Source organism: Sungkyunkwania multivorans (assembly GCF_042675645.1).
GTDB classification, from domain to species: domain Bacteria; phylum Bacteroidota; class Bacteroidia; order Flavobacteriales; family Flavobacteriaceae; genus Sungkyunkwania; species Sungkyunkwania multivorans.
Window position 1 is genome coordinate 1 of the sequence record NZ_JBHTJH010000010.1, and the last position, 24,133, is coordinate 24,133.

Annotated in this window: 19 protein-coding genes and 5 tRNA genes; all 24 read right to left on the bottom strand. The window is 42.0% G+C overall.

Annotation, left to right across the window (positions count from 1 at the left end):
- A partial coding sequence (locus ACFQ1M_RS10065) for an Ig-like domain-containing protein (protein WP_386407766.1) occupies positions 1-2,327 on the bottom strand: 2,327 nt, incomplete at its 3' end.
- Positions 2,328-2,951: 624 nt separating this feature from the next.
- Complete coding sequence (locus ACFQ1M_RS10070) at positions 2,952-3,263, bottom strand: DUF3467 domain-containing protein (RefSeq protein ID WP_386407769.1); 312 nt, start codon at positions 3,261-3,263, stop codon at positions 2,952-2,954.
- Between the two features lie 491 nt (positions 3,264-3,754).
- Positions 3,755-8,053, bottom strand: coding sequence for a DNA-directed RNA polymerase subunit beta' (gene rpoC, locus ACFQ1M_RS10075; protein ID WP_386407772.1), 4,299 nt, complete (start codon positions 8,051-8,053; stop codon positions 3,755-3,757).
- 87 nt (positions 8,054-8,140) lie between these two features.
- Positions 8,141-11,950, bottom strand: coding sequence for a DNA-directed RNA polymerase subunit beta (rpoB, locus tag ACFQ1M_RS10080; RefSeq protein ID WP_386407775.1), 3,810 nt, complete (start codon positions 11,948-11,950; stop codon positions 8,141-8,143).
- Positions 11,951-12,086: 136 nt separating this feature from the next.
- The gene (rplL, locus tag ACFQ1M_RS10085) at positions 12,087-12,464 is read right to left on the bottom strand and encodes a 50S ribosomal protein L7/L12 (protein ID WP_386407778.1); all 378 of its coding nucleotides are present in this window, start codon (positions 12,462-12,464) and stop codon (positions 12,087-12,089) included.
- A gap of 64 nt (positions 12,465-12,528) precedes the next feature.
- Positions 12,529-13,050 carry a 50S ribosomal protein L10 gene (rplJ, locus tag ACFQ1M_RS10090; RefSeq protein WP_386407781.1) on the bottom strand — a complete coding sequence of 174 codons (522 nt, stop codon included), beginning with the start codon at positions 13,048-13,050 and terminating at the stop codon, positions 12,529-12,531.
- Positions 13,051-13,073: 23 nt separating this feature from the next.
- Positions 13,074-13,763: a 50S ribosomal protein L1 gene (rplA, locus tag ACFQ1M_RS10095; RefSeq protein ID WP_386407784.1), complete on the bottom strand. Its 690-nt coding sequence runs from the start codon at positions 13,761-13,763 to the stop codon at positions 13,074-13,076.
- 13 nt (positions 13,764-13,776) lie between these two features.
- Positions 13,777-14,214: a 50S ribosomal protein L11 gene (gene rplK / locus ACFQ1M_RS10100; RefSeq protein WP_386407787.1), complete on the bottom strand. Its 438-nt coding sequence runs from the start codon at positions 14,212-14,214 to the stop codon at positions 13,777-13,779.
- An 81-nt stretch (positions 14,215-14,295) separates the two neighbouring features.
- Positions 14,296-14,847: a transcription termination/antitermination protein NusG gene (gene nusG / locus ACFQ1M_RS10105; RefSeq protein ID WP_386407790.1), complete on the bottom strand. Its 552-nt coding sequence runs from the start codon at positions 14,845-14,847 to the stop codon at positions 14,296-14,298.
- A gap of 19 nt (positions 14,848-14,866) precedes the next feature.
- A complete protein-coding gene (gene secE / locus ACFQ1M_RS10110) occupies positions 14,867-15,058 on the bottom strand; it encodes a preprotein translocase subunit SecE (RefSeq protein ID WP_386407793.1) in 192 nt (63 codons plus the stop codon).
- 16 nt (positions 15,059-15,074) lie between these two features.
- Positions 15,075-15,145: transfer RNA gene (locus ACFQ1M_RS10115), tRNA-Trp, on the bottom strand.
- A gap of 68 nt (positions 15,146-15,213) precedes the next feature.
- On the bottom strand, positions 15,214-16,401 hold the full coding sequence (tuf, locus tag ACFQ1M_RS10120; protein ID WP_386407795.1) for an elongation factor Tu: 1,188 nt from the start codon (positions 16,399-16,401) through the stop codon (positions 15,214-15,216).
- Between the two features lie 55 nt (positions 16,402-16,456).
- Positions 16,457-16,528, bottom strand: a tRNA-Thr gene (locus tag ACFQ1M_RS10125).
- Between the two features lie 161 nt (positions 16,529-16,689).
- Positions 16,690-16,762 (bottom strand) — tRNA-Gly (locus ACFQ1M_RS10130).
- Between the two features lie 221 nt (positions 16,763-16,983).
- A tRNA-Tyr gene (locus ACFQ1M_RS10135) sits at positions 16,984-17,066 on the bottom strand.
- Between the two features lie 158 nt (positions 17,067-17,224).
- Positions 17,225-17,298, bottom strand: a tRNA-Thr gene (locus ACFQ1M_RS10140).
- 91 nt (positions 17,299-17,389) lie between these two features.
- Positions 17,390-17,692: a ribosome hibernation-promoting factor, HPF/YfiA family gene (gene hpf, locus ACFQ1M_RS10145; RefSeq protein WP_386407798.1), complete on the bottom strand. Its 303-nt coding sequence runs from the start codon at positions 17,690-17,692 to the stop codon at positions 17,390-17,392.
- 38 nt (positions 17,693-17,730) lie between these two features.
- Positions 17,731-18,627, bottom strand: coding sequence for a tyrosine-type recombinase/integrase (locus ACFQ1M_RS10150; RefSeq protein WP_386407801.1), 897 nt, complete (start codon positions 18,625-18,627; stop codon positions 17,731-17,733).
- A gap of 73 nt (positions 18,628-18,700) precedes the next feature.
- Positions 18,701-18,895, bottom strand: a complete 195-nt coding sequence (gene rpsU, locus ACFQ1M_RS10155) for a 30S ribosomal protein S21 (RefSeq protein WP_386407804.1) — start codon at positions 18,893-18,895, stop codon at positions 18,701-18,703.
- A gap of 76 nt (positions 18,896-18,971) precedes the next feature.
- Positions 18,972-20,159 (bottom strand): acyl-CoA dehydrogenase family protein, encoded by a 1,188-nt coding sequence (locus ACFQ1M_RS10160; protein ID WP_386407807.1) that lies wholly within the window; start codon positions 20,157-20,159, stop codon positions 18,972-18,974.
- 54 nt (positions 20,160-20,213) lie between these two features.
- Positions 20,214-21,086: a ComEA family DNA-binding protein gene (locus ACFQ1M_RS10165; RefSeq protein ID WP_386407810.1), complete on the bottom strand. Its 873-nt coding sequence runs from the start codon at positions 21,084-21,086 to the stop codon at positions 20,214-20,216.
- 122 nt (positions 21,087-21,208) lie between these two features.
- Complete coding sequence (locus ACFQ1M_RS10170) at positions 21,209-22,780, bottom strand: alanine/glycine:cation symporter family protein (protein WP_386407813.1); 1,572 nt, start codon at positions 22,778-22,780, stop codon at positions 21,209-21,211.
- Between the two features lie 108 nt (positions 22,781-22,888).
- Entirely contained in the window at positions 22,889-23,893 is a 1,005-nt protein-coding gene (locus ACFQ1M_RS10175; RefSeq protein ID WP_386407816.1) for a potassium channel family protein, read from the bottom strand.
- 3 nt (positions 23,894-23,896) lie between these two features.
- Entirely contained in the window at positions 23,897-24,127 is a 231-nt protein-coding gene (locus ACFQ1M_RS10180; RefSeq protein ID WP_386407819.1) for a PspC domain-containing protein, read from the bottom strand.
- Positions 24,128-24,133: the final 6 nt, after the last annotated feature.

Consider the following 24,133-nt stretch of genomic DNA (forward strand, 5'->3'; position numbering starts at 1 on the left):
GTGTTCTCCACCGTGAAGGTGTACTCGATCACGTCGTCCAACGCGCCCGCGGCTCCCGCCGCCGTCACGCCCGTCACGCTCTTGATCAGCTCCATGCCAGGCGCTGGAGTCGTTACGGTTAGAATAGCGCAATTCACCTCATTAACACACACATTATCATCATGAGATATCAACACACAGTATTGAGTACCATCGAGCCCTGACACATCGCTTATGTTTAAGGTTGCTGTGGTAGCCCCTGTGTATACACCTCCGTTTGTTATTGCTGTTCCACCAGATGTCGGATCTCCTATAAACCATTGATAATTAATTCCTGCATTGGCATTCCCAGGAGTTCCATAGTCTGGTGTTCCAGCGGTATAGCTTGTCGCTTCGTCTGCGGTAGCAACAATAGCGAAAGAGGTCCCGTTAGGGGCTAGTATTGTTTGGTCTACCAATCCAGTAGCATCTACATTTACTTGTGTTGCAGTTGTAACTTCTGTAGTAGTGGCTTGAGGGCTTCCAGCGTTGGTAGGCACCCCTACACCATTCACTGCACCTTCATCATCATCCGCTAGGTTATTACTTGAGGTTAAATCGCCAGTCGTAAATGCTCCAGCACCTTCCAATGCATCCGGGCACCCATCATTATCAGCGTCCACTTCAAGTAAATCTGGTGTACCATCATTATCGGTATCAATGGCTACACAATAATCTAATTCGTAGAATTGCATGGTCACATTCCCTGCGTTTCCATTTTGTTTGCCAACAGTAAGTGTGATGGTTGTAACAGGACCAGGAATGGAGACCGCTATACTATTGGCTGGGGCATTTGCTCCTCCAGCCGAACTTATTGCTGTTTGACCGGTGATTGTGACATTGGCCCCTAAATTTATATCTGATAGAAACACAGGAGTTTGAACACCTCCATTTTCAGCAATAAAATCAACTCTATCTGCATTATCTAATCCACCAAATTTGAAATCTACATCATAAACAGGTTCTGAGAATGTGTAGGTATAAACAGCTACATTTCCATTTGGAAAGTTTGTATTGTTAGGTTGTGTATTAATGTATGCTCCTGTTACACCTCCAGAGGTCTGACTATTGACACCAGATGCCCAAGTAGTTGTACCTTGTAACTGGAATGTTGCATCTACATCAACACCTGCGTAAGGATATATATTATTAACTGTAAATGGATTAGCGGTACTTGCAAATGTTTGACCTAAAGCCACAAATCCTGGAGAACAGTTAAGTTCGTCTGTGTCTAAAATACCATCATTATCATCATCCAGATCTACTGTATCATCAACACCGTCTCCGTCACTATCAGGGATAATTGTCACAGTTAATGTTGCTGGATTGGAAGTAGCAGGAACTGGGGTTCCATCCTGCACATAATCATCTTGTATGGTATAATCCAATGTTGCCTCACCAGTAAATCCTGCATTAGGAGTAAAGGTAACATTGCCACTTGCATCTACCGTCCATGTGCCTTGGGCCGTGGATATAGAGTTTTGTATCCCAGGAGTAGAAGGGTCCAAATCAACCGTTGAGACTACCACATTTCCATCCGGGTCCATATCTGTGCTGACCACATCAAAGGTTACCGGCATATCTTCGTCGGTGAACGCTTCATTATCGTCAGCTATGGGCACAGCATTTACGGCATTTACCGTAATGGAAACCTGTACCGTTTCGAATAGATCGAAATCGGCTTGGGTTGTTCCAGTGGCAGCAGCATTGTTGCCAGGTCTTAAGATTAAAGTCTCACTTGTCGCCGTCGCAACGAAACGAAGTCTATCTGTCTCCCATGTATTTTGTGATATTGGTGATACAGTAGTGATTCCACTCCCTGCAATCTCAAATGTATATGAATCATTATACGTTCCAGCATAAGGAATAGGTCCAACCCCACTGGCAACTGTTTCTGTAACAGCGGTAAGTGAATAGGCGATGATCTCATATTCTAATCCAACTGTCAAACCTGCAACAGATGTGGTGACGGATTCTTCTATACCGCCAGAACCCAAATCTCTAAGTGATAGCCAATCAAAATGATTATTCGGAGGATTGGATAAAACAATATTAGTGGTGCTCCCCGGGCTATCGACCCATTGGGCTCCACCGCCTCCAGTTCCAGCAGCTGCTGCAGTCGTATTATTTGAAATATCAGGGGTCCCGCCGGTGTCAACCCAACCTGGAGGAACACAATTGGAGCAAGGAGAGCCTCCATTTGTTGCAGATATGGTTTGCGCCCAACTGATTTGTATATTCAACGAGAATGTTGCTGCCAATAGAAAAAGGAATATTCCTTTTAGCAAGAATCGAATAGGGATTTTCATTTTGTTGATGGGTAAAGTTATATATGCTTGAGTATTTTTTGATCAGAAATGGTACTCCTATAGAATACCTAGCTTAAATTAAGGGCCTTCGGTTAAGAAAAAATGTTCCTTTGTGTGCGTACAGGATGTCTTTAAAAAGCATTCTATCGAACATCTCTATCCTGAAGATTTCTAAAACTTTATTTTTTGACCCGTGGTAGTGGTTGGCTTTAAAAATTTCTACCAAGTGTTGCAGATTGCCGATGGTAGAAGAGGTAATCTTACGAATTATAAATAAGAAGAACATAACAAAAAAATCCTCCGAAAGGGGGAGTAGGGTAAGTGATTTCATATTTTTCTTTCTAATAGCTTGGTTATAAAACAGTTGCGACTAAGACTTATAATAGTTTTTAATCGCTTTTTTTATATGTAATTGATATATAGCTTATTAGGAAAGGGGAACTACTTTTTTATAAAGATATGAATTGATGATGTAAAGCCATAAAAAAAATATGGTCAAACTTCATTTTCAAGCAAAAATGCAAATAAAGTATCGATTTAAGTTAATATTCGTCAAGTTTGGAACAATACTACAGTCGAATGTCCGAGAGTTCTGAAGCAATCAAAATCCAATCTTGTAGTAGATCAGGCTTCACCTGTAGGACCAAAATTAAGAGGGATTGGCGGTTGCTCATAATCCTTTATTTCTCCATGTGCCTTTTCGAAGCGATGCACGTTATCATTGAGCGCTTTAAGAAAACGCTTGGCATGCTGCGGGGTGAGAATAATTCTGGACTTCACTTTGGCTTTGGGAGTTCCAGGCATCATGCTAATGAAGTCTATGACAAACTCGGAAACTGAGTGGTTGATGATCGCCAGATTGGAATAGGTCCCTTCCGCTACTTTCTCATCTAGCTCTATATTTATTTGAGGGTCTTTTTTGTTTTGGTCGCTCATGGCAATGTGTTTGTGTGTTATGTCCGTCTTAGCTAGAGCTCTTGGACGGACAAATGTTTATGTGAAGGTAATCAATATGATTTGGTTTACCCATATTTAGGGTTGCCTTTCTAAGTTTTGCATCATAATCGAGATTTAATAATTTATGACTGTATGTCCTAAATGTAGTCATTTAGATGAACGAAGGCCTCGAAATTGAGTGTGATATCTGATAAATGCCTTGTGAGTTATACCGTCCTCCCCTAGCCCCTCCAAAGGAGGGGAATTATAGAGTTTCCTTCTTCTTCTTTCCTTGATGAGATAAAAAAGCCTCACAAGGATGATCAATCCCGTGAGGCTCTGTTTTAAATAAATTCAATCTATGTTAAAAAGTTTGGATTCCTGCCTTCGCAGGAATGACAAATGATGGTCTTTGATATTCATTGATTCCTGTCTTGCGCCTCCGCTAAAGCTTCAGCGGCATTCGGACGCAGGAATGACAAATACAAATATTAGAAGTTCATTTCCTCTTTATGAGCGATGATCTCATCATATTCTTCTTTACTTCCTACGATGATATTGTCATAATCTCTCATACCAGTACCTGCAGGAATCTTATGACCTACAATCACATTTTCCTTAAGACCTTCTAAGCTGTCTACTTTACCGCTTACCGCAGCTTCGTTCAATACTTTTGTGGTCTCTTGGAAAGAGGCTGCCGAGATAAATGATTTGGTCTGTAGTGACGCTCTCGTAATACCCTGCAGAATCGGTGTTGCAGTAGCAGGTACTACATCCCTTGCTACGACCAAATTCTTATCCGCTCGTTTTAGTAGGGAATTTTCATCTCTCAACTCTCTTGGTGTGATGATCTGACCAGCTTTCAGATTTTCTGAGTCACCAGCTTCTTCAACAACTTTCTTACCGAAGATCTCATCATTTTCAATAATGAAATCATCTTTGTGAGCGAGTTGCCCTTCTAAGAAGATAGTATCTCCTGGATCTTGGATCTTCACCTTACGCATCATCTGACGTACCACCACCTCGAAATGCTTATCGTTGATCTTCACTCCTTGTAAACGATATACCTCTTGAATCTCATTGACCAGATACTGCTGAACAGCAGATGGACCTTTGATCATTAGGATGTCTTCTGGAGTCACTGCTCCGTCTGACAATGGCATTCCTGCTCTGACAAAGTCGTTTTCTTGTACGAGAATCTGATTCGAAAGTTTTACCAAGTACTTCTTGATCTCCCCTATCTTAGATTCAACGATGATCTCACGATTACCACGCTTGATCTTTCCAAAAGAGACAACACCATCTATTTCTGAAACTACAGCAGGATTGGAAGGATTACGCGCTTCGAACAATTCTGTTACACGCGGAAGACCACCCGTAATATCACCTGCTTTAGCAGATTTACGTGGGATCTTAACCAAGATCTTTCCTTCTTTGATCTTCTCACCGTTGTCTACCATAATATGGGCTCCAACGGGTAAGTTATAAGACCGCTGTGTATTTCCTTTACTATCTTGAATCAATAGTGTCGGAATTTTTTTCTTATCTCTAGATTCGGTAATTACCTTTTCTTCAAAACCAGTTTGTTCATCGATATCCAACTGGTATGTAACTCCTTGTTCGATGTTTTCATAAGCGATCTTACCCGAGAATTCCGAGACGATAACACCGTTATATGGATCCCATTGGCAGATAATCTCACCTTTCTTCACAGCGTCTCCATCCTTCACAAAGATGGAGGAACCATAAGGAATATTGTTTGTGCTAAGTACGATTCCGCTTTTCTTGTCCACCAATTTGATCTCAGTGGTTCGAGAAATCACAATTTCTTGTGTTTTTCCATCGGCATCTTCACCTTTCACTGTTTTGAGTTCCTCGATCTCTGCAACTCCGTCGAACTTTGCTTGCAGGTTATTGATCTCAGAAACACCTCCGGCAACACCACCTACGTGGAAAGTACGCAATGTAAGCTGAGTACCTGGCTCTCCAATGGACTGCGCTGCAACAACACCGACGGCCTCGCCTCTTTGGACCATTTTATTGGTAGAGAGGTTACGTCCGTAACATTTGGCACAAATACCTTTTTTAGCCTCACAAGTCAAAGGAGAACGTACCTCTACCTTGTCTACTGGTGAATCTTCTATGGCAGCAACTACGGCTTCGGTAATCTCTTCTCCCGCAGCCACTAACAATTCTTCCTTCAGTGGGTCATAAACATCTTGAAGCGATACTCGTCCAAGAATTCTTTCTCCAAGGGATTCTACAACTTCTTCGTTCTTCTTAAGTGCCGAAACCTCTACGCCTCTTAAGGTATCACAATCGTGAACATTGATGATCACATCTTGGGAAACATCGACCAATCGACGCGTAAGGTATCCCGCATCTGCCGTTTTCAAAGCGGTATCTGCAAGTCCTTTACGGGCACCGTGTGTAGAGATAAAATATTCTAAGATCGAAAGACCTTCCTTAAAGTTAGACAGAATCGGGTTTTCGATGATCTCTCCTCCACCAGCGTTCGATTTTTTTGGTTTAGCCATCAGACCACGCATACCTGTTAACTGACGAATCTGTTCTTTAGATCCACGAGCTCCCGAATCTAGCATCATATACACAGAGTTGAATCCTTGTTGATCCTCTCTAATGTTCTTCATGGCCAATTCGGTAAGGCTAGCATTGGTAGATGTCCAGATATCGATTACCTGATTATAGCGCTCGTTGTTGGTGATGAGACCCATATTATAGTTCATCATAATTCCTTCAACCTGCTTATTGGCATCGTCGATCATGCTATGCTTTTGCTCAGGAATGATAATATCTCCTAAACTAAAAGAAAGACCTCCGCGGAATGCAAAGCCATACCCCATGTCCTTAATACTATCAAGGAATTCGGCCGTGGTAGGCACGTCGGTAGCCTTTAAGATTCTACCGATAATGTCTCTCAATGATTTCTTGGTCAATACCTCGTTGACATAACCAGCTGCTTCAGGCACTACTTCATTGAACAACACCCTACCCACAGTAGTTTCGATTATCTGAGGAACCAACTCGCCTTTTTCATTGAAATCTTTTGCTCTTACTTTGATCACTGCGTTGATATCCACACGCTTCTCGTTGTAAGCGATATTTACTTCTTCCGCAGAGTAAAATGTTAAGCCTTCTCCTTTGATCGGCACTTCTTTGGTATTCTTACGAGCTTTGGTCATATAATACAGACCAAGTACCATGTCTTGAGAAGGTACTGTGATCGGCGAACCATTGGCTGGATTCAAGATATTATGAGATGCTAACATTAGCAACTGCGCCTCTAAGATCGCCTCTGGGCCCAATGGTAGGTGAACTGCCATCTGGTCACCATCAAAGTCTGCGTTGAATGCCGTACATACCAATGGGTGCAACTGAATCGCTTTACCCTCGATCAACTTTGGCTGAAACGCCTGTATCCCTAAACGGTGTAATGTAGGGGCACGGTTAAGCAGTACTGGATGCCCTTTTAGGACATTCTCTAAAATATCCCAAACAACTGGTTCTTTTCTATCGATGATCTTTTTAGCTGACTTCACCGTTTTTACAATGCCTCGCTCTATCAGTTTTCTGATAACGAATGGCTTGTATAGTTCTGCTGCCATGTCTTTTGGAAGACCACACTCATATAGTTTCAATTCTGGACCGACGACGATCACGGAACGTGCAGAATAGTCCACTCGTTTTCCGAGAAGGTTCTGACGGAAACGTCCTTGTTTTCCTTTCAAGGAATCCGAAAGTGACTTGAGCGGTCTGTTGGAATCTGTCTTTACAGCTGATGCTTTTCTGGTATTGTCGAATAGCGAGTCTACCGATTCTTGCAGCATACGTTTCTCGTTACGCAAGATCACTTCAGGAGCCTTGATCTCTACCAATCGCTTAAGACGATTGTTACGAATGATGACACGGCGGTATAGATCATTTAAGTCTGAAGTCGCAAAACGACCTCCATCCAACGGCACCAATGGACGTAATTCTGGAGGAATTACGGGCACCACCTTCATGATCATCCACTCTGGTTTGTTCTCTCTATTCTCATTTGCCTCACGCAAGGCCTCTACGACCTGTAGACGTTTTAAAGCCTCAGTCTTACGTTGTTTTGACGTTTCGTTATTGGCCTTATGCCTCAATTCATATGAAAGCGCATCTAGATCGATCCTCGACAACAATTCGATCAAACATTCAGCACCCATCTTAGCGATGAATTTATTTGGATCTGAATCCTCTAGATACATATTTTCTTGTGGAAGGGTATCGAGGATATTCAAATATTCTTCTTCAGTAAGGAAATCCATCTTTTCCAGAGGCTCTCCCTGTTCATTCTTAGCGATACCTGGCTGAATGACAACATAACGTTCGTAGTATATGATCATGTCCAATTTCTTGGATGGCAATCCTAGCAGATAACCGATCTTATTTGGCAACGAGCGGAAGTACCAGATATGCGCCACAGGTACCACAAGATTGATATGGCCTACGCGATCTCTACGTACTTTCTTTTCGGTCACTTCTACACCACAGCGGTCACAAACGATTCCTTTGTAGCGAATTCGCTTGTATTTCCCACAGGCGCATTCGTAATCCTTCACAGGACCGAAGATACGCTCGCAAAAAAGTCCATCGCGTTCTGGTTTATGGGTACGATAGTTAATGGTCTCTGGCTTTAGCACCTCCCCTCTAGACTCTGCCAAAATTGCTTCTGGCGAGGCTAAACCTATCGAAATTTTATTAAATCTTTTAATTGTATTCTTATCCTTATTTCTAGCCATGATACAATGGTGATAATGAATTTAAATCTTATGAAAAAACAGCGATGTCGCGCTTCGAATGCGCTCAGCGCGACATTTCTTTATCAATTACTCCTCTAATCTGATATCTAGCCCAAGGCCTTTCAATTCGTGCATTAGTACGTTGAAAGACTCAGGTAGCCCTGGTTCTGGCATCGGCTCACCTTTTACGATGGCCTCATACGTTTTTGCTCTACCAATTACATCATCAGATTTAACGGTCAAAATCTCTCTAAGCGTGCTCGAGGCTCCGTAGGCTTCCAATGCCCAAACTTCCATCTCACCAAAACGCTGACCTCCAAACTGGGCCTTACCACCTAGAGGCTGCTGCGTGATCAATGAGTATGGTCCAATAGAACGCGCGTGCATCTTATCATCTACCATGTGGCCTAGCTTCAGCATATAGATAACACCAACTGTAGCTGCCTGGTCGAAACGTTCTCCGGTTCCACCATCGTACAAATAGGTATGGCCAAACCTTGGAACACCGGCTTCGTCTGTAAGCTCATTGATCTCGTCCAATGTAGCCCCATCGAAGATCGGTGTAGCGAACTTCTTACCAAGTTTTAGTCCTGCCCAACCAAGAACGGTCTCATAAATCTGACCGATGTTCATACGAGAAGGTACCCCAAGTGGGTTAAGAACGATGTCTACTGGAGTTCCATCCTCTAAGAATGGCATATCCTCTTCGCGAACAATACGTGCGACGATACCTTTGTTACCGTGACGTCCAGCCATCTTATCACCTACCTTTAGCTTACGTTTCTTGGCGATATACACTTTTGCAAGTTTGATGATTCCGGCAGGAAGTTCGTCTCCGACAGAAATGGTAAACTTATCTCTACGCAAAGATCCTTGAAGGTCATTCTCCTTGATCTTATAATTGTGTAAAAGATCCTTAACCGCTGCATTGGTCTCATCATCTGTAGTCCATGTTCCACCTACCAAATGCGTGAAGTCGTCAACAGAGTTTAGCATCTTTAAGGTGAACTTTTTCCCTTTTGGAAGTACTTCTTCTCCTAGGTCGTTTTGAACACCTTGACAAGTTTTACCATTGACCAAGGTGAAGAGCTTCTCGATCAATACATCCTGAAGTTCTTGGAACTTCGCGGTGTATTCCATCTCTAAAGCAGCAACATCTTCTTTGTCCTTTGCTCTTCTGCGTTTATCCTTAATGGCTCTTGCAAACAATTTCTTGTCTATCACGACCCCTCTTAAGGATGGTGAGGCTTTGAGGGAGGCGTCCTTAACGTCTCCTGCTTTATCACCAAAGATCGCTCTCAAAAGTTTTTCCTCTGGTGTAGGGTCTGATTCTCCTTTTGGAGTGATCTTACCTATAAGGATATCGCCAGGATTGACCTCAGCTCCGATACGGATCATTCCATTCTCATCGAGTTCTTTGGTCGCTTCCTCACTGACATTAGGGATGTCGTTGGTAAGTTCTTCGGTACCTAATTTCGTATCACGAACTTCCAAGGCGTACTCGTCTATATGAATAGAGGTAAAGATATCATCTCTTACCACTTTCTCCGATATTACGATAGCATCCTCAAAGTTATATCCTTTCCAAGGCATGAAGGCAACCTTCATATTTCTACCTAGGGCAAGTTCTCCAGCTTGGGTAGCATACCCTTCACATAAAACTTGACCTTTGGCAACTTTATCTCCTTTACGAACGATAGGTTTCAAGTTGATGGAAGTCCCTTGATTGGTCTTTCTAAACTTGATAAGGTCATATGTTTTTGTATCACCATCGAAACTCACCAACGCATCGCGCTCGCTCATTTCATATTTGATGGTGATTTTTTGAGCATCTACACTAACGACCTCTCCATTTCCTTCAGCATTGATCAAAACTCGAGAATCTGATGCCACTTGACGTTCTAAGCCAGTACCCACGATTGGTGAATCTGGTCTTAACAATGGGACTGCCTGGCGCATCATGTTAGACCCCATCAAGGCACGGTTTGCATCATCGTGCTCTAAGAAAGGAATCAAAGATGCAGATATCGAAGCGATCTGATTTGGTGCGACATCGGTATATTGAACTTCCGATGGTGCGACCACTGGGAAATCACCCTCTTCTCTTGCAATGACTCTCTCTGCCGTAATGGTTCCATCATCCTTAATTGGAATGTTAGCTTGTGCTATTTTCATTCCTTCTTCTTCTTCAGCACTCAGGAAACTAAATTTGCTTATATCTACCTTTCCATTCTCCACCTTTCGGTATGGAGTTTCCAAGAATCCCATTTGGTTGACCTTGGCAAAAACACCCAATGAGGATATTAGACCAATGTTTGGACCTTCGGGCGTTTCTATAGGACATAGTCGGCCGTAGTGGGTATAATGAACATCACGTACTTCAAAACCTGCTCGCTCTCTTGAAAGACCTCCTGGCCCTAGGGCAGACAATCTACGTTTGTGTGTGATCTCGGCCAATGGATTTGTTTGGTCCATGAACTGAGAAAGCTGATTCGTACCAAAGAATGAGTTGATCACTGAAGACAAGGTCTTTGCGTTGATAAGATCGATCGGTGTAAAGACTTCGTTATCTCTAACATTCATTCGTTCACGGATGGTACGGGCCATACGTGCCAATCCAACACCGAACTGCGCAGAAAGTTGTTCTCCAACAGTTCTTACACGACGGTTAGAAAGGTGATCGATATCATCAATCTCTGCTTTAGAGTTGATCAATTCGATCAAGTATTTAATGATGGTAATGATATCTTCCTTAGTTAAGACCTGCTTGTCCATTGCGATATCAAGTCCCAACTTCTTATTCATTCTGTAACGACCTACTTCGCCTAAATTATAGCGCTGGTCCGAGAAGAACAGTTTATCGATGATGCCACGTGCCGTTTCTTCATCGGGTGGTTCGGCATTACGCAGCTGACGATAAATATGTTCTACCGCTTCCTTTTCGGAGTTGGTCGGGTCTTTTTGTAATGTATTGTGGATAATAGCATAGTCCGCCTGAAGATTGTCTTCTTTATGAAGAAGAATCGTCTTAGCATCTGCCTCCAAGATCTCATCAACGTGTTCCTTTTCTAGAACGGTATCACGATCAAGGATGATCTCGTTTCGCTCGATAGAAACAACCTCACCTGTATCTTCATCTACAAAATCCTCGTGCCATGTTTTTAGAACACGTGCAGCAAGTTTACGACCTAATATTTTCTTAAGTCCAGTTTTTGAAACTTTCACCTCTTCTGCAAGGTCAAAGATCTCCAAGATGTCCTTATCTCTTTCAAAACCGATAGCACGGAAGAGTGTTGTTACGGGCAACTTCTTTTTCCTATCGATGTAAGCGTACATGACGCTATTGATGTCTGTGGCAAATTCTATCCAAGAACCTTTGAATGGAATTACTCTTGCCGAATATAATTTGGTTCCATTAGCATGGAAGGATTGACCGAAGAAAACCCCTGGCGAACGGTGCAACTGAGAAACTACTACTCGTTCTGCCCCATTGATCACGAAGGTACCGCTGGGAGTCATGTACGGGATAGTACCTAGGTACACATCTTGTACGATGGTCTCAAAGTCTTCGTGTTCTGGGTCGGTACAATATAGCTTTAATCTTGCCTTTAGAGGCACGCTATAAGTTAATCCTCTTTCGATACATTCTTGGATGCTGTATCGTGGTGGATCTATGAAATAGTCGAGGAATTCTAGTACAAATTGATTGCGAGTATCCGTTATTGGGAAATTCTCCATGAAGGTATTGTAAAGACCTTCGTTACCTCGCTCTTCTGATTTTGTTTCCAGTTGGAAGAAATCTTGGAAAGATTTGATCTGAATATCTAGGAAGTCTGGATACTCAGGGGTATTCTTTGCCGAAGCGAAATTGATTCTTTCAGTCTGAGTCGTGATCATCAATGGACGATATTAGGTTTAAAATAAAAGGAAAAACGTAGGCTATTGGTAAGCGTACGTTTATATACGCAAAAGGGTTTAGGCCTATCCCACTATGTGGGAAAGACCTAAACCAAGTTTTCAAAGCTTGGTAAGCTTACTTAAGCTCAACCTCTGCTCCGGCTTCTTCTAGAGATGCTTTAAGCCCTTCAGCCTCATCTTTAGAAACACCTTCTTTAATTGGAGCAGGTGCGCTATCTACTAGTTCTTTGGCATCTTTAAGCCCAGCACCTGTAAGCTCTTTTACAAGCTTAACGACTGCTAGCTTAGATGCACCGGCTGCTTTAAGGATAACATCAAACTCAGTTTTCTCTTCAGCAGCATCACCACCAGCACCGCCAGCAGGACCAGCAACAGCTACAGCTGCAGCTGCAGGCTCGATACCATATTCTTCTTTAAGGATATCAGCTAACTCGTTTACTTCTTTTACTGTAAGGTTAACCAATTGTTCTGCAAAATCTTTCAAATCTGCCATTTTCTATCGTTTTAAAAAATTGTAATTAAAAATATTAGTGTTATAAAGTGCGTTCTTTGTTGTATTATCCTTGTTTCTCGGATAATGTTTTAAGGATACCAGATAATTTTCCTCCTCCAGACTGAAGGGCAGAGACCACATTCTTGGCAGGTGACTGCAACAAGGCAATGATATCTCCGATAAGCTCTTCTCTCGATTTGATATTTACAAGTGCCTCCAATTGGTCGTCACCTAAGTAAATCGCTTCTTCGATAAAAGCTCCCTTTAAAACTGGTCGTTCTGATTTCTTTCGGAAATCCTTGATCACTTTCGCTGGGGCATTCCCCGTCTCGGCGATCATCATTGCAGAGTTTCCTTTCAATACTTCAGGAAGTTCTCCAAAATCCTTGTCAGATGCTTCCATTGCCTTCGCAAGCAATGTATTTTTGATAACTGCTAGCTTCACTCCGGCTTTAAAACAAGCACGACGCAAATTAGAAGTAGATTCGGCATCCAATCCAGAAATATCTGCTAAGTAGATGTTATTGTTTTCAGCTAACTGAGCAGTTAAATCTTCTATAACTTGTGCTTTTTCTTCTCTAGTCATGATCTAAAATTTAAACTGTCTTATTAACCTACTTTTGTATCTATGGGAACACTAGGACTCATTGTACTTGACATAGCAATGCTCTTGATATAAGTTCCTTTAGCAGCAGTTGGTTTCAACTTTACTAATGTTTGAATCAATTCGTTTGCGTTACCAGCGATTTTCTCAGCACTAAATGATGCTTTTCCAATAGCTGCATGAACGATGCCCGTCTTATCAACTTTAAAATCGATCTTACCAGCTTTTACTTCGCTCACCGCTTTGGCAACATCCATAGTTACCGTACCGGTCTTTGGGTTTGGCATTAAACCTCTAGGCCCTAATACACGTCCTAATGGTCCCAATTTACCCATTACGCTAGGCATTGTGATGATTACATCGACATCTGTCCAACCACCTTTGATCTTGTCAAGGTACTCGTCTAGTCCTACAAAATCAGCTCCAGCCTCTTTTGCTTCAGCTTCTTTGTCTGGTGTAACCAACGCCAATACTTTAACATCTTTACCTGTTCCGTGCGGAAGTGTTACCACCCCTCTGACCATTTGGTTGGCCTTTCGAGGATCTACACCCAATCTCACGGCAATGTCTACGGAGGCATCAAATTTCACGTTTGTGATCTCTTTTACCAAAGCGGAAGCTTCCTCTACCGAGTACAACTTATTTCTATCCACTTTAGCTCTCGCCTCTTTTTGCTTTTTTGTTAATTTTGCCATTTCTTTTTAAGATTTAAAAAGGTCTGTTACCTGACACCGTTAATCCCATAGATCTTGCAGTACCAGCCACCATGCTCATGGCAGATTCAACGGTAAATGCGTTAAGATCTTGCATTTTGTCTTCAGCGATCTGCTTTACTTGATCCCAAGTAACGCTCGCCACCTTCTTTCTGTTAGGTTCACCAGATCCTTTTTTGATCTTAGCTGCTTCCATCAACTGAACCGCCGCTGGAGGTGTCTTTACAACAAAGTCGAACGACTTATCCTTGTACACAGTGATCACAACAGGTAATACTTTACCTGGCTTATCCTGAGTTCTAGCATTGAATTGCTTACAGAACTCCATGATATTAACCCCTGCGGCACCTAAAGCGGGTCCTACCGGTGGCGATGGATTCGCGGCACCTCCCCTAACTTGTAGTTTAACTACTTTACTTACTTCTTTAGCCATTTTGCGATTAATTTAAAATTTCGAAATATTCTTTACAGTTGGAAGCTTTAAAGAAATACCTCTATATATAATATGTAACAATTATACTTTCTCTACTTGCATATAGCTTAGCTCTAATGGGGTCTTTCTTCCGAAAATTTTCACCATTACCTCTAGCTTACGCTTTTCTTCATTCACTTTTTCAACAGTACCATTGAAACCATTGAAAGGACCATCGATCACTTTTATTGTTTCTCCAACAACATAGGGAATCGCCACATTGTCATCTTTTACAGCGAGCTCATCCACTTTACCTAGCATCCTGTTGACCTCGGCTTGACGAAGTGGCACAGGGTCGCCTCCTTTGGTCTCTCCCAAGAAACCTATGACGTTTGTTATCGACTTTATGATGTGCGGTACTTCACCTCCAAGATTCGCCTTTATCATTATATATCCTGGAAAATAAACGCGTTCCTTATTTATCTTCTTACCATTTCTGATCTGGATCACCTTTTCTGTAGGTACCAGGACCTCTTCCACAAAATCCGATAGACCATGACGCTCTATCTCGCTCTCAATGTATCCTTTGATCTTATTCTCTTGACCACTGACAGCCCTTACCACGTACCACTTTTTTACCATTGTATCTGCCATAGCATTCTACGTGTTAAGATTAAAATAACTTAAAGATCTCTTTCATAGCTCTGGAAAATACAGAGTCGACCCCCCAAATAGCAAGTGAGAATATGATTGAAAAAATAGCAACAACGACCGTAAGCCTTTGCGCCTCTGGCCAAGGTGTCCAGGTCACGTTGTTTTTCAATTCTTCAAAAGATTCTCTTATATATGTTACTACTCCTGCCATTTTATTTTATTTTTTGCACGGGTGGAGAGATTCGAACTCCCATCAACGGTTTTGGAGACCGCTATTCTACCCTTGAACTACACCCGTAATTGTTAGAAAAGGCGTCCCGAAAATCGGGACACCTTGTTCCATATTTATTTGATAAACTATTGACCTTAGTCTAGGATTTCAGTTACCTGACCTGCTCCTACTGTTCTACCTCCTTCACGGATAGCAAAACGAAGACCTAGGTTAAGTGCGATAGGCTGAATCAAGTCTACTGTAATAGTAAGGTTATCACCTGGCATTACCATTTCAACTCCATCAGGAAGATTGATGTTTCCTGTTACGTCAGTCGTACGAACGTAGAACTGTGGACGGTAGTTATTATGGAATGGTGTGTGACGACCACCTTCTTCTTTCTTAAGGATATATACCTCAGCTTTGAATTTAGCGTGAGGAGTTACAGAACCTGGCTTACAGATAACCATTCCTCTTTTGATATCGGTTTTCTCGATACCTCTAAGTAGGATACCTACGTTATCACCAGCTTCACCTCTGTCGAGGATCTTACGGAACATCTCTACTCCTGTGATCGTAGAAGTCAATTTCTCTGCACCCATACCGATGATCTCTACTGGGTCACCAGTGTTAGCAACACCAGTTTCGATACGTCCTGTTGCAACTGTACCACGACCAGTAATAGAGAATACATCCTCTATCGGCATCAAGAAATCCTTGTCGACATCACGCTGAGGAAGTTCGATCCAGCTATCAACCGCATCCATCAACTCCATCACAGAGTCAACCCACTTCGCTTCACCGTTTAGTGCACCAAGCGCAGAACCTTGGATAACAGGACCGTTGTCTCCGTCATACTCGTAGAAAGAAAGCAAATCTCTTACTTCCATATCAACAAGTTCTAAAAGCTCTTCATCATCCACCATATCACACTTGTTCAAGAATACAACGATTCTTGGAACACCTACCTGACGACCAAGAAGGATGTGCTCACGAGTTTGTGGCATAGGACCATCTGTAGCCGCAACTACAAGAATCGCTCCATCCATCTGAGCAGCACCAGTAACCATGTTCTTTACGTAATCCGCGTGACCTGGACAGTCAACGTGCGCATAGTGACGGTTAGCTGTTTGATACTCTACGTGAGAAGTGTTGATAGTAATACCTCTTTCTTTCTCTTCTGGAGCGTTATCGATCGTATCGAAGTCTCTAGCCTCAGAAAGACCTTTCTCTGCTAAAACTTTAGTGATAGCAGCTGTCAAAGTTGTTTTACCGTGATCTACGTGTCCAATAGTACCAATATTCAAGTGGGGTTTGGAACGATCAAAAGTTTCCTTTGCCATGATTTAATGAATTTAATCTTAGTTATATATTAGTGTTCAATTTATATGAAAAATGAGCCAACGACGGGATTTGAACCCGTGGCCTCTTCCTTACCAAGGAAACGCTCTACCCCTGAGCTACGTCGGCATAAAGTGTTTAAACCACTCTTACTATATAAAAATAGGAAGAGTTTCCTGTGCCCTTGTCAGCCCACATTAGGCCACAACAAGAATACTCATTGGTGTAAATTTTACCCTCACTGAAATCACGACCGAGTCATGATGATTTTCAGCTCCAACTTACCTTTGAGCGGGAGACCGGGTTCGAACCGGCGACATTCAGCTTGGAAGGCTGACGCTCTACCAACTGAGCTACTCCCGCGTTTTTGAATTACGAATTTTAATTTTCGAATTCAGATTTATTCACCTTAAAAATACACTCCCGAGTCCTCGGGATCGCGCATCCCGTTCGGGTGGCCCCGACATCCTTGGATTCGCTCACCTTCGCTCGCGCATACCGTTCGGGTGGCCCCGAACATAAAATTTCTTCGTCATTGCTTTACAAAAGCAAGCTTTTGACAGCAGTTCCTCAGAAATTTTATGTGGGGAGAGCAGGATTCGAACCTGCGAAGGTAAAAACCAACAGATTTACAGTCTGTCCTCGTTGGCCGCTTGAGTATCTCCCCAATATTCCTTGGAGAGATACAGAAGCGAATAGGTCACATCACACGATGTCACAGATTTATCCCGAGCACTCGGGACCCTCGTTGGCCGCTTGAGTATCTCCCCAATTATTTTTCCTATTTCAAAGAACAAAAACACGAGCTAATCTCTTGTTTTTCAGAGCCGATGGAGGGACTCGAACCCACGACCTGCTGATTACAAATCAGCTGCTCTAGCCAGCTGAGCTACATCGGCTTATGACCATAAAAAAAGTCCGCTATTTCTAACGGACTGCAAATGTATAGATTTATTTTTTTAAACAAAACAAATTCTACTAAATTTTTATTTATAGATGTGCCCTAATTTTTTCCTTTCTTCTCAGTAATACACGTTCAAGTGAACTCGCAGCGGAATCAACCGCTTCCTCAAAGGTTTTGCATTGTTTTTTTACTATGAATTCGTCTCCTGGAACATTGACTTTGACCTCAGCAATTTTGTTTTCTTTCGCGCTGGTCTTTTGTACTTTCAAATAGACATCTGAATCGATGACCTTGTCATAATAATTTTCAAGCTTGTCTAATCGTCTTTGGATGAAATCGATCAATTTACCATCGACGGCGAAGTTTACCGACTGAGTGTTTACTTTCATCTTCAATCTTTTTTAGTGGTTAAACAATTATTATCGCCTTAAGAATCGTTGTCGGCCCGCGGGTGTGCGTTTGCATAGGCATCCTTTAGCTTTGCCATGCTATTATGAGTGTACACCTGAGTGGATGCTAGACTTGCGTGGCCTAACAATTCTTTGACCGTATTTAGGTCTGCACCATTGTTTAGGAGATGAGTCGCAAAAGTATGTCGAAGTACATGGGGACTCTTTTTCACCTTACTGGATGCCCTACTAAAATAATCATTTATAACTCGGTAAACAAACGTTTCATATATTTTATTTCCCTTTGAAGTAAGGAACAAATGGTCGTTTTCAACTTCTGAAAATTGTTCATTTCTACAGGCTATATAAGCCCTTATATTTCTTACCACGGAGTCCACCAAGGGTATGAAGCGTTCTTTATTTCTCTTACCAAGAACCTTTATCATTTTTTCGGAAAGATCGACATCCTGAAGCTTTAGGCCTATCAACTCGGCCCTACGCATCCCTGTGGTATATAATAGCTCGATCATCAACATGTTTCGCATTCCTTCAAAAGAATCTTGGAAAGCGATCTTGACGAAAACATTTTCAACCTCGCTCTCAGAAAATGGAATTTGTATTTTTTTGGGCGTCTTCAACGCCTTGTGCTTGGCGAGCGGACTTATATCAATATCCCCCACTTTCAGCAGAAATTTATAATAACTCTTTAGCGAAGATACCTTGCGGTTGATGGTCCTGTTTCCTATGCCTTGTTCGACCATTGCGACTATCCAACTTCTTATGAAACTATAGTTGACCTCCTTGATGTCAGAGACCTCGAATTCTTGTTCGCAGAAGGATGCGAAAACTTCTAAGTCTCGTCTGTAAGCTTTCACCGTATGGACGGAATAGTTCTTTTCCAATTGAAGATAATCGATGAAAGAGGTAAATGACATAAAAAAACCGTTAGATAGCAAAGTTAAAAACTTTGGCCACTAACGGTTCAAATTTATAGTATAAAACGAAATACTAGATCTCTTCCTGCTCTCTTAAGTGCTGGATATACTCCGCTTTTTGAATCTGTGCTCTGCGCGCTACTGATGGTTTAGTGAAATGTTGACGTGCACGTAGCTGACGCATTGTTCCTGTACGGTCGAATTTTCTCTTGAAACGCTTTAGCGCTCTGTCGATATTTTCTCCTTCTTTTATAGGTATTATTAACATAGTGTCATCACCTCCTTTCGTTTGGACGGCAAATATATGAACTAATTGATAATTACCAATTAAAAATGAATAATTATTAAGTCGCGGGTTTATACTCCTTCTTATCGATGACCATCTTTGCTATGATCTCTCTGAGTATCTCCGATGTGCCACCTCCAATTGGACCCAATCTACTATCGCGTAAGAGACGTGCCATAGGATATTCTTCCATATAACCATACCCGCCTAATAATTGTAGGCATTGATATATTACTTGGTCGGCAATTTTCGTGGACAACAGTTTGGACATGCTTGCCTCTTTCACAACATATTCGCCTTTGTCCAATCTGCTGGCGATGGCATAGTTAAACTCCTTACACATTTCTACTTCGCTGGCCATGTCTGCGACTGAATGCCTTAGGGCTTGAAACTTATCTAGCGATTTCCCAAAAGCGGTGCGTTCGGACATATACTGAATTGCATAGTCTAAGGCATACTCAGCTCTGGCATGTGCATTGACCCCCATGATCAATCGCTCTAGCGCGAAGTGTTGCATGATGTATTGAAAGCCTTTATTCTCCTCTCCCATTAAATGACCCTCTGGAATCTCAACATTGTCAAAAGCTATTTCACCTGTATCACTCGCTCTCCATCCGAGCTTATCTAATTTGGTCGCCGAAATACCTGGGGTATCTCTATCAATTACAAAAATGCTCATTCCCTTATTACCAAGATCTGGAGTAGTTTTAGCAGCCACGATCAAATAATCGGAGTAGACCCCATTGGTAATAAATGTCTTTGATCCATTGATAATATATGTATCACCTTTTTTCACTGCAGTGGTTCGCATTCCTGCAACATCCGAACCTCCAAAAGGTTCCGTGATACATAGACAACCGATTTTCTTACCTTCGATACTTGGTACTAGATATCGCTGTTTTATAGCTGCACTACCTTCAGCATTAAGATGGGTCATGGCCAAATAAACATGGGCCCACATGGCAGCAGCAAAACCTCCAGAATTAATTTTCTGTAATTCCTCAAGAAAGATCACCGTATAGAATGTATCTAAACCTAACCCCCCATACTCCTCTGGATACACCAATCCGAAATAGCCCATTTCTCCGAACTTTTCCCATATAAAGCGGTCGATGTCTCCTGTTTCCTCCCATCTGTCAATATGAGGTACGACTTCCTTCTTCAAAAAATCCTTGAAACTTTGTCTAAAAGCCTCGTGCTCTTCCGTAAAATACCTATTCCTACTTTTGGTCAATGTACTCTCCATATCTTAATAAATATCAAGCGGAGGACCACTCCTCCGCAGTATAACACAGCAATTTTATTTTATTGTCAAATATAACGCTATTCTGTTAATTTTTTCAGCAGGAAAATCTTCAATTTTTGTTAATTCATCAAACGAAGAGATCATGCCTACCGAAGAGCGGTAGGTTACTATCTTCTTAGCCAACTTATAGTTGATATAGGGCGTTGAGGCAAGTTCGGACATGGTGGCCATATTGATATCGAGCTTAGTAATGGATGGTACGGTCTTTACCGTAAAATATTCCAAGGCGCGTTTGGCTACCAAAGAATCTAAATAATACACTTCAAAAAGTTGCTCGTCTACTAAGAACCCTCCAAGTATGTCGCGATATTTAATGATCCTTTCAGAAAGCTTCTCACCGATACCTTTGATCCTTTTTAACTCCTCTGCAGTGACCCCATTCAAATCCTTTTTTTCAATGACCTCCCGTTTCATTTTACCATTGTTGGAATTGAAAGCGTTTTTTCTAGACCTTTTTTTCACGACCCAATCCGGAAACTTGAAGAAAGGACTGATCTCCTTGAGCAAGGAATCAGATATTTTTGTCACCTGTTGAAATTCTTTGGCCGAGTTTATGAATTTGTTCTTATCACGAAACTGACGAAGTCGATCGATCTCCTCAACGGACATGCCAAGCGTGTAGCCTTTATAATCGGTGAGGTAATTGGGATTGAAGGGGAATATCTTTGGCTTTTGCTTCTCGAGCTGTAGAATTTTTAGCGAATCTATGGTCTTTTGAAATTGAGCGATGGCATCACTATTTTCAAAATTATAATTTGAAGATCTGAAATCGAAGAAGTGGTAAAACAACTGCAGCATGACGATGAGAAGCAGTAAAACTACCACCCCTTTCTTTTGACTTCCAGAAATACCCCATTCAAACTTCATAGGATAAATGTATTAAATTTATAAATCCTATTGACCTTAAATGGCTGAAAAACAATTTTTTGTAAAAAAGGCCAACTGATTCGAAGTTGGCCTTATTGTTCTATTCTATGTTCGAAAATAGACTATTTGTTGGCTTTAATGGCCGAAACGTATTTTGCGAGCTCATCCCTTACACGAGGCAATAAAATGGAAACTCCCACAAGATTCGGAACTGCCATGGCAAAGATCATCGCGTCCGAGAAATCTGTTACTGCTCCCAAGCTGATCGATGCTCCAATAATTGTAAAAATACAGAAAAGGACCTTGTAAGTGACGACGTTTCTATTGGTCTTTCCAAAGAGGAACAACCATGATTGTAGGCCGTAGTATGACCATGAGATCATCGTTGAAAAAGCAAATAGGATCACGGCTACCGTAAGCACGTATGGGAACCAAGGCAGCACAGATGCGAACGCATTAGATGTTAACTGTACCCCTGAGGCGCCTCCAACATCTACATAGTTACCAGTAATCACGATTACCAAGGCGGTGATCGTACAGACTACCACTGTATCGATAAACGGTTCTAACAATGCAACGATTCCCTCACTTGCAGGATATTTTGTCTTCACCGCTGAATGCGCAATAGCTGCAGACCCAACTCCGGCTTCATTGGAAAATGCTGCTCTCCTAAATCCTTGGACGAGCACTCCGAAGAAACCTCCGACGACTCCCATAGGCGCAAAAGCCCCTTCAAATATCTTACTGAAAGCATCTGGTATGCTTGTGAAGTTGACACCAAGAATCACTAAAGCCGCCAATACATATACTCCAACCATAAAAGGTACCACTTTCTCTGTGACCGATGCGATACGTTTGACCCCACCTATAATTACGATGCCAACAAATACGGCCATAATTACTCCAAAGATCAGTCCGGAGGCACCGCCCGAAAACCCAGCAACATCGTTAAAGATCTGGGCTGCTTGATTGGCCTGGAACATATTTCCACCTCCAAAAGATCCTCCGATACAAAATATTGCAAAAAGCGCGGCCAATATTTTACCTAATGTGCCTAGCCCTTTTTCGTTGAGACCTTTCTTCAAATAGTACATTGGCCCACCGTAGACGGTACCATCTTCACCTACATCTCTATATTTTACCCCCAATGTACACTCCGCAAACTTTGATGTCATTCCCAAGAGCCCCGCAACGATCATCCAAAAGGTTGCGCCTGGACCACCGATGGTAATCGCGATCGCCACCCCTGCAATATTACCAAGTCCTACCGTTCCCGAAAGTGCGGCCGTCAATGCCTGAAAGTGCGAAACTTCACCTTCTTTTCCTTCTACTTTGATCGTTTCTATCGAATCCCCTCCGGGAGTCGGGTCCCCATACATCGGATCGACCTCATGATGGTCGATATCATCATACTTTCCGCGAACTGTGTTGATCGCTTTAGCGAACCCACCAATATTGATAAACTTGAAATAGATGGTGAAGAAGGTCGCGAATCCTAGGAGATATACCACAACCCATGGAATACCCACACCCTCCTTTATGGGTATGGCATAGAATATACCTTCGACGAACCAACCGGTAAGCCAACCAAACTTTTCGTTTATGATATCGTCAATGCTTTGCTCAGCCGTTTCTTGAGCAAATATGAATAATGGAAATAATAATGTGAAAATTGAAAGAAGTAATTTCTTCATGATTATGTTTAGTTAGCGTTAAATTATTGTCTGTTTTCAGTCAAAAAACGGGGCAATATCCTAAAAATATACTGTCAAATCAAGTTTTGGCCGTTAAATATGGTAGGTTTAGATGTTAAAGAGTCGATTCAGTTTTTGAATCTGTTCGGGCCTTCCCAACACGATCAATTTCGATTTGGCGGCAAGTGGAAGATCGGTCTCTGGATTGACCATATACTTTCCGTCGGCACTCTTATAGCCGATGACCGTACAGCCGGTTTTTTTTCTTATATCCAGCTCATATAGTGATTTGTTCACATAGTCCTTGGACAAGTCCTCGATAGCCACTTCTTCGAGATTGGCACTGTTGTCCTCTTCCAACGACAATGAATCCAAAAACTCTACCAGATCGGGCACGACCACCAAGGAGGCCATATGGTCTCCACCGGTCTTATCTGGCATGATCACATTGTTGGCACCGGCTAACTTTAGTTTGCGAACAGAGGTTTCTTCTGATGCTCGACTGATGATCCTGATCTTTGGATTCATCTGACGTGCCGTTAGCACGATAAACAAATTGTCGGCATCATTAGGCAAAGCGGTGATCAAGGTGTTTGCCTTATCAATACGAGCATTCTCCAAAACTTCATCCTCATTGGCATTTCCTTCTACAAACAGTATATGTTCTTCAAAACGCTCTATGATGTCTCGATCCTTTTCAATGACCAAAAAAGGCCTTTGATATATTTTGAGCTTTTCGGCGGCTTGTTTTCCATTTCTCCCATAACCGCAGATAATGATGTGATCGTTGAGTTCGCTTATCTTTTTCATGCGTTTTTTGGTTTTAAGTTGTTCCGATGTATTCTTTCCCAAGATATATTCGGTGATGACTGTAACCGAATAGGCAAAGACAAAGACACTGGTGATTATCAAAATGATCGTAAATATCTTCGTTGGCACATCTGATGGATGCACTTCCTTATATCCGACGGTCGTAACGGTAATAATGGTCATATACGCAGCATCTACCAAGGAGTAATTACCGATCACCACGTATCCTATCACTCCCATCAAAAAAACGAGGGTCAACAGTGCTAAGGCAATATAAAACTTTGATCGAAAGAGTTTGAACATAGGCTAAAGGTCAAAAACTGAAGTTCTCTTAGTGTAGATCAGGTCTTTTATTCGCATCCAAAAGGCCAGAAACAAGTATAGCGCAAAGCCAAAGCCAAGCGTTACAAAGGTGAGGTAAATAAAGGAGGTTCTCACTACTCTGGCCCTCATCCCAAGTTTATCTGCTATACGCTGACAAACATAAAATCCACGTTTTTGGGAGAAGTGCAAGACGTTATAAAAAAGCTTTCTCATATCTTT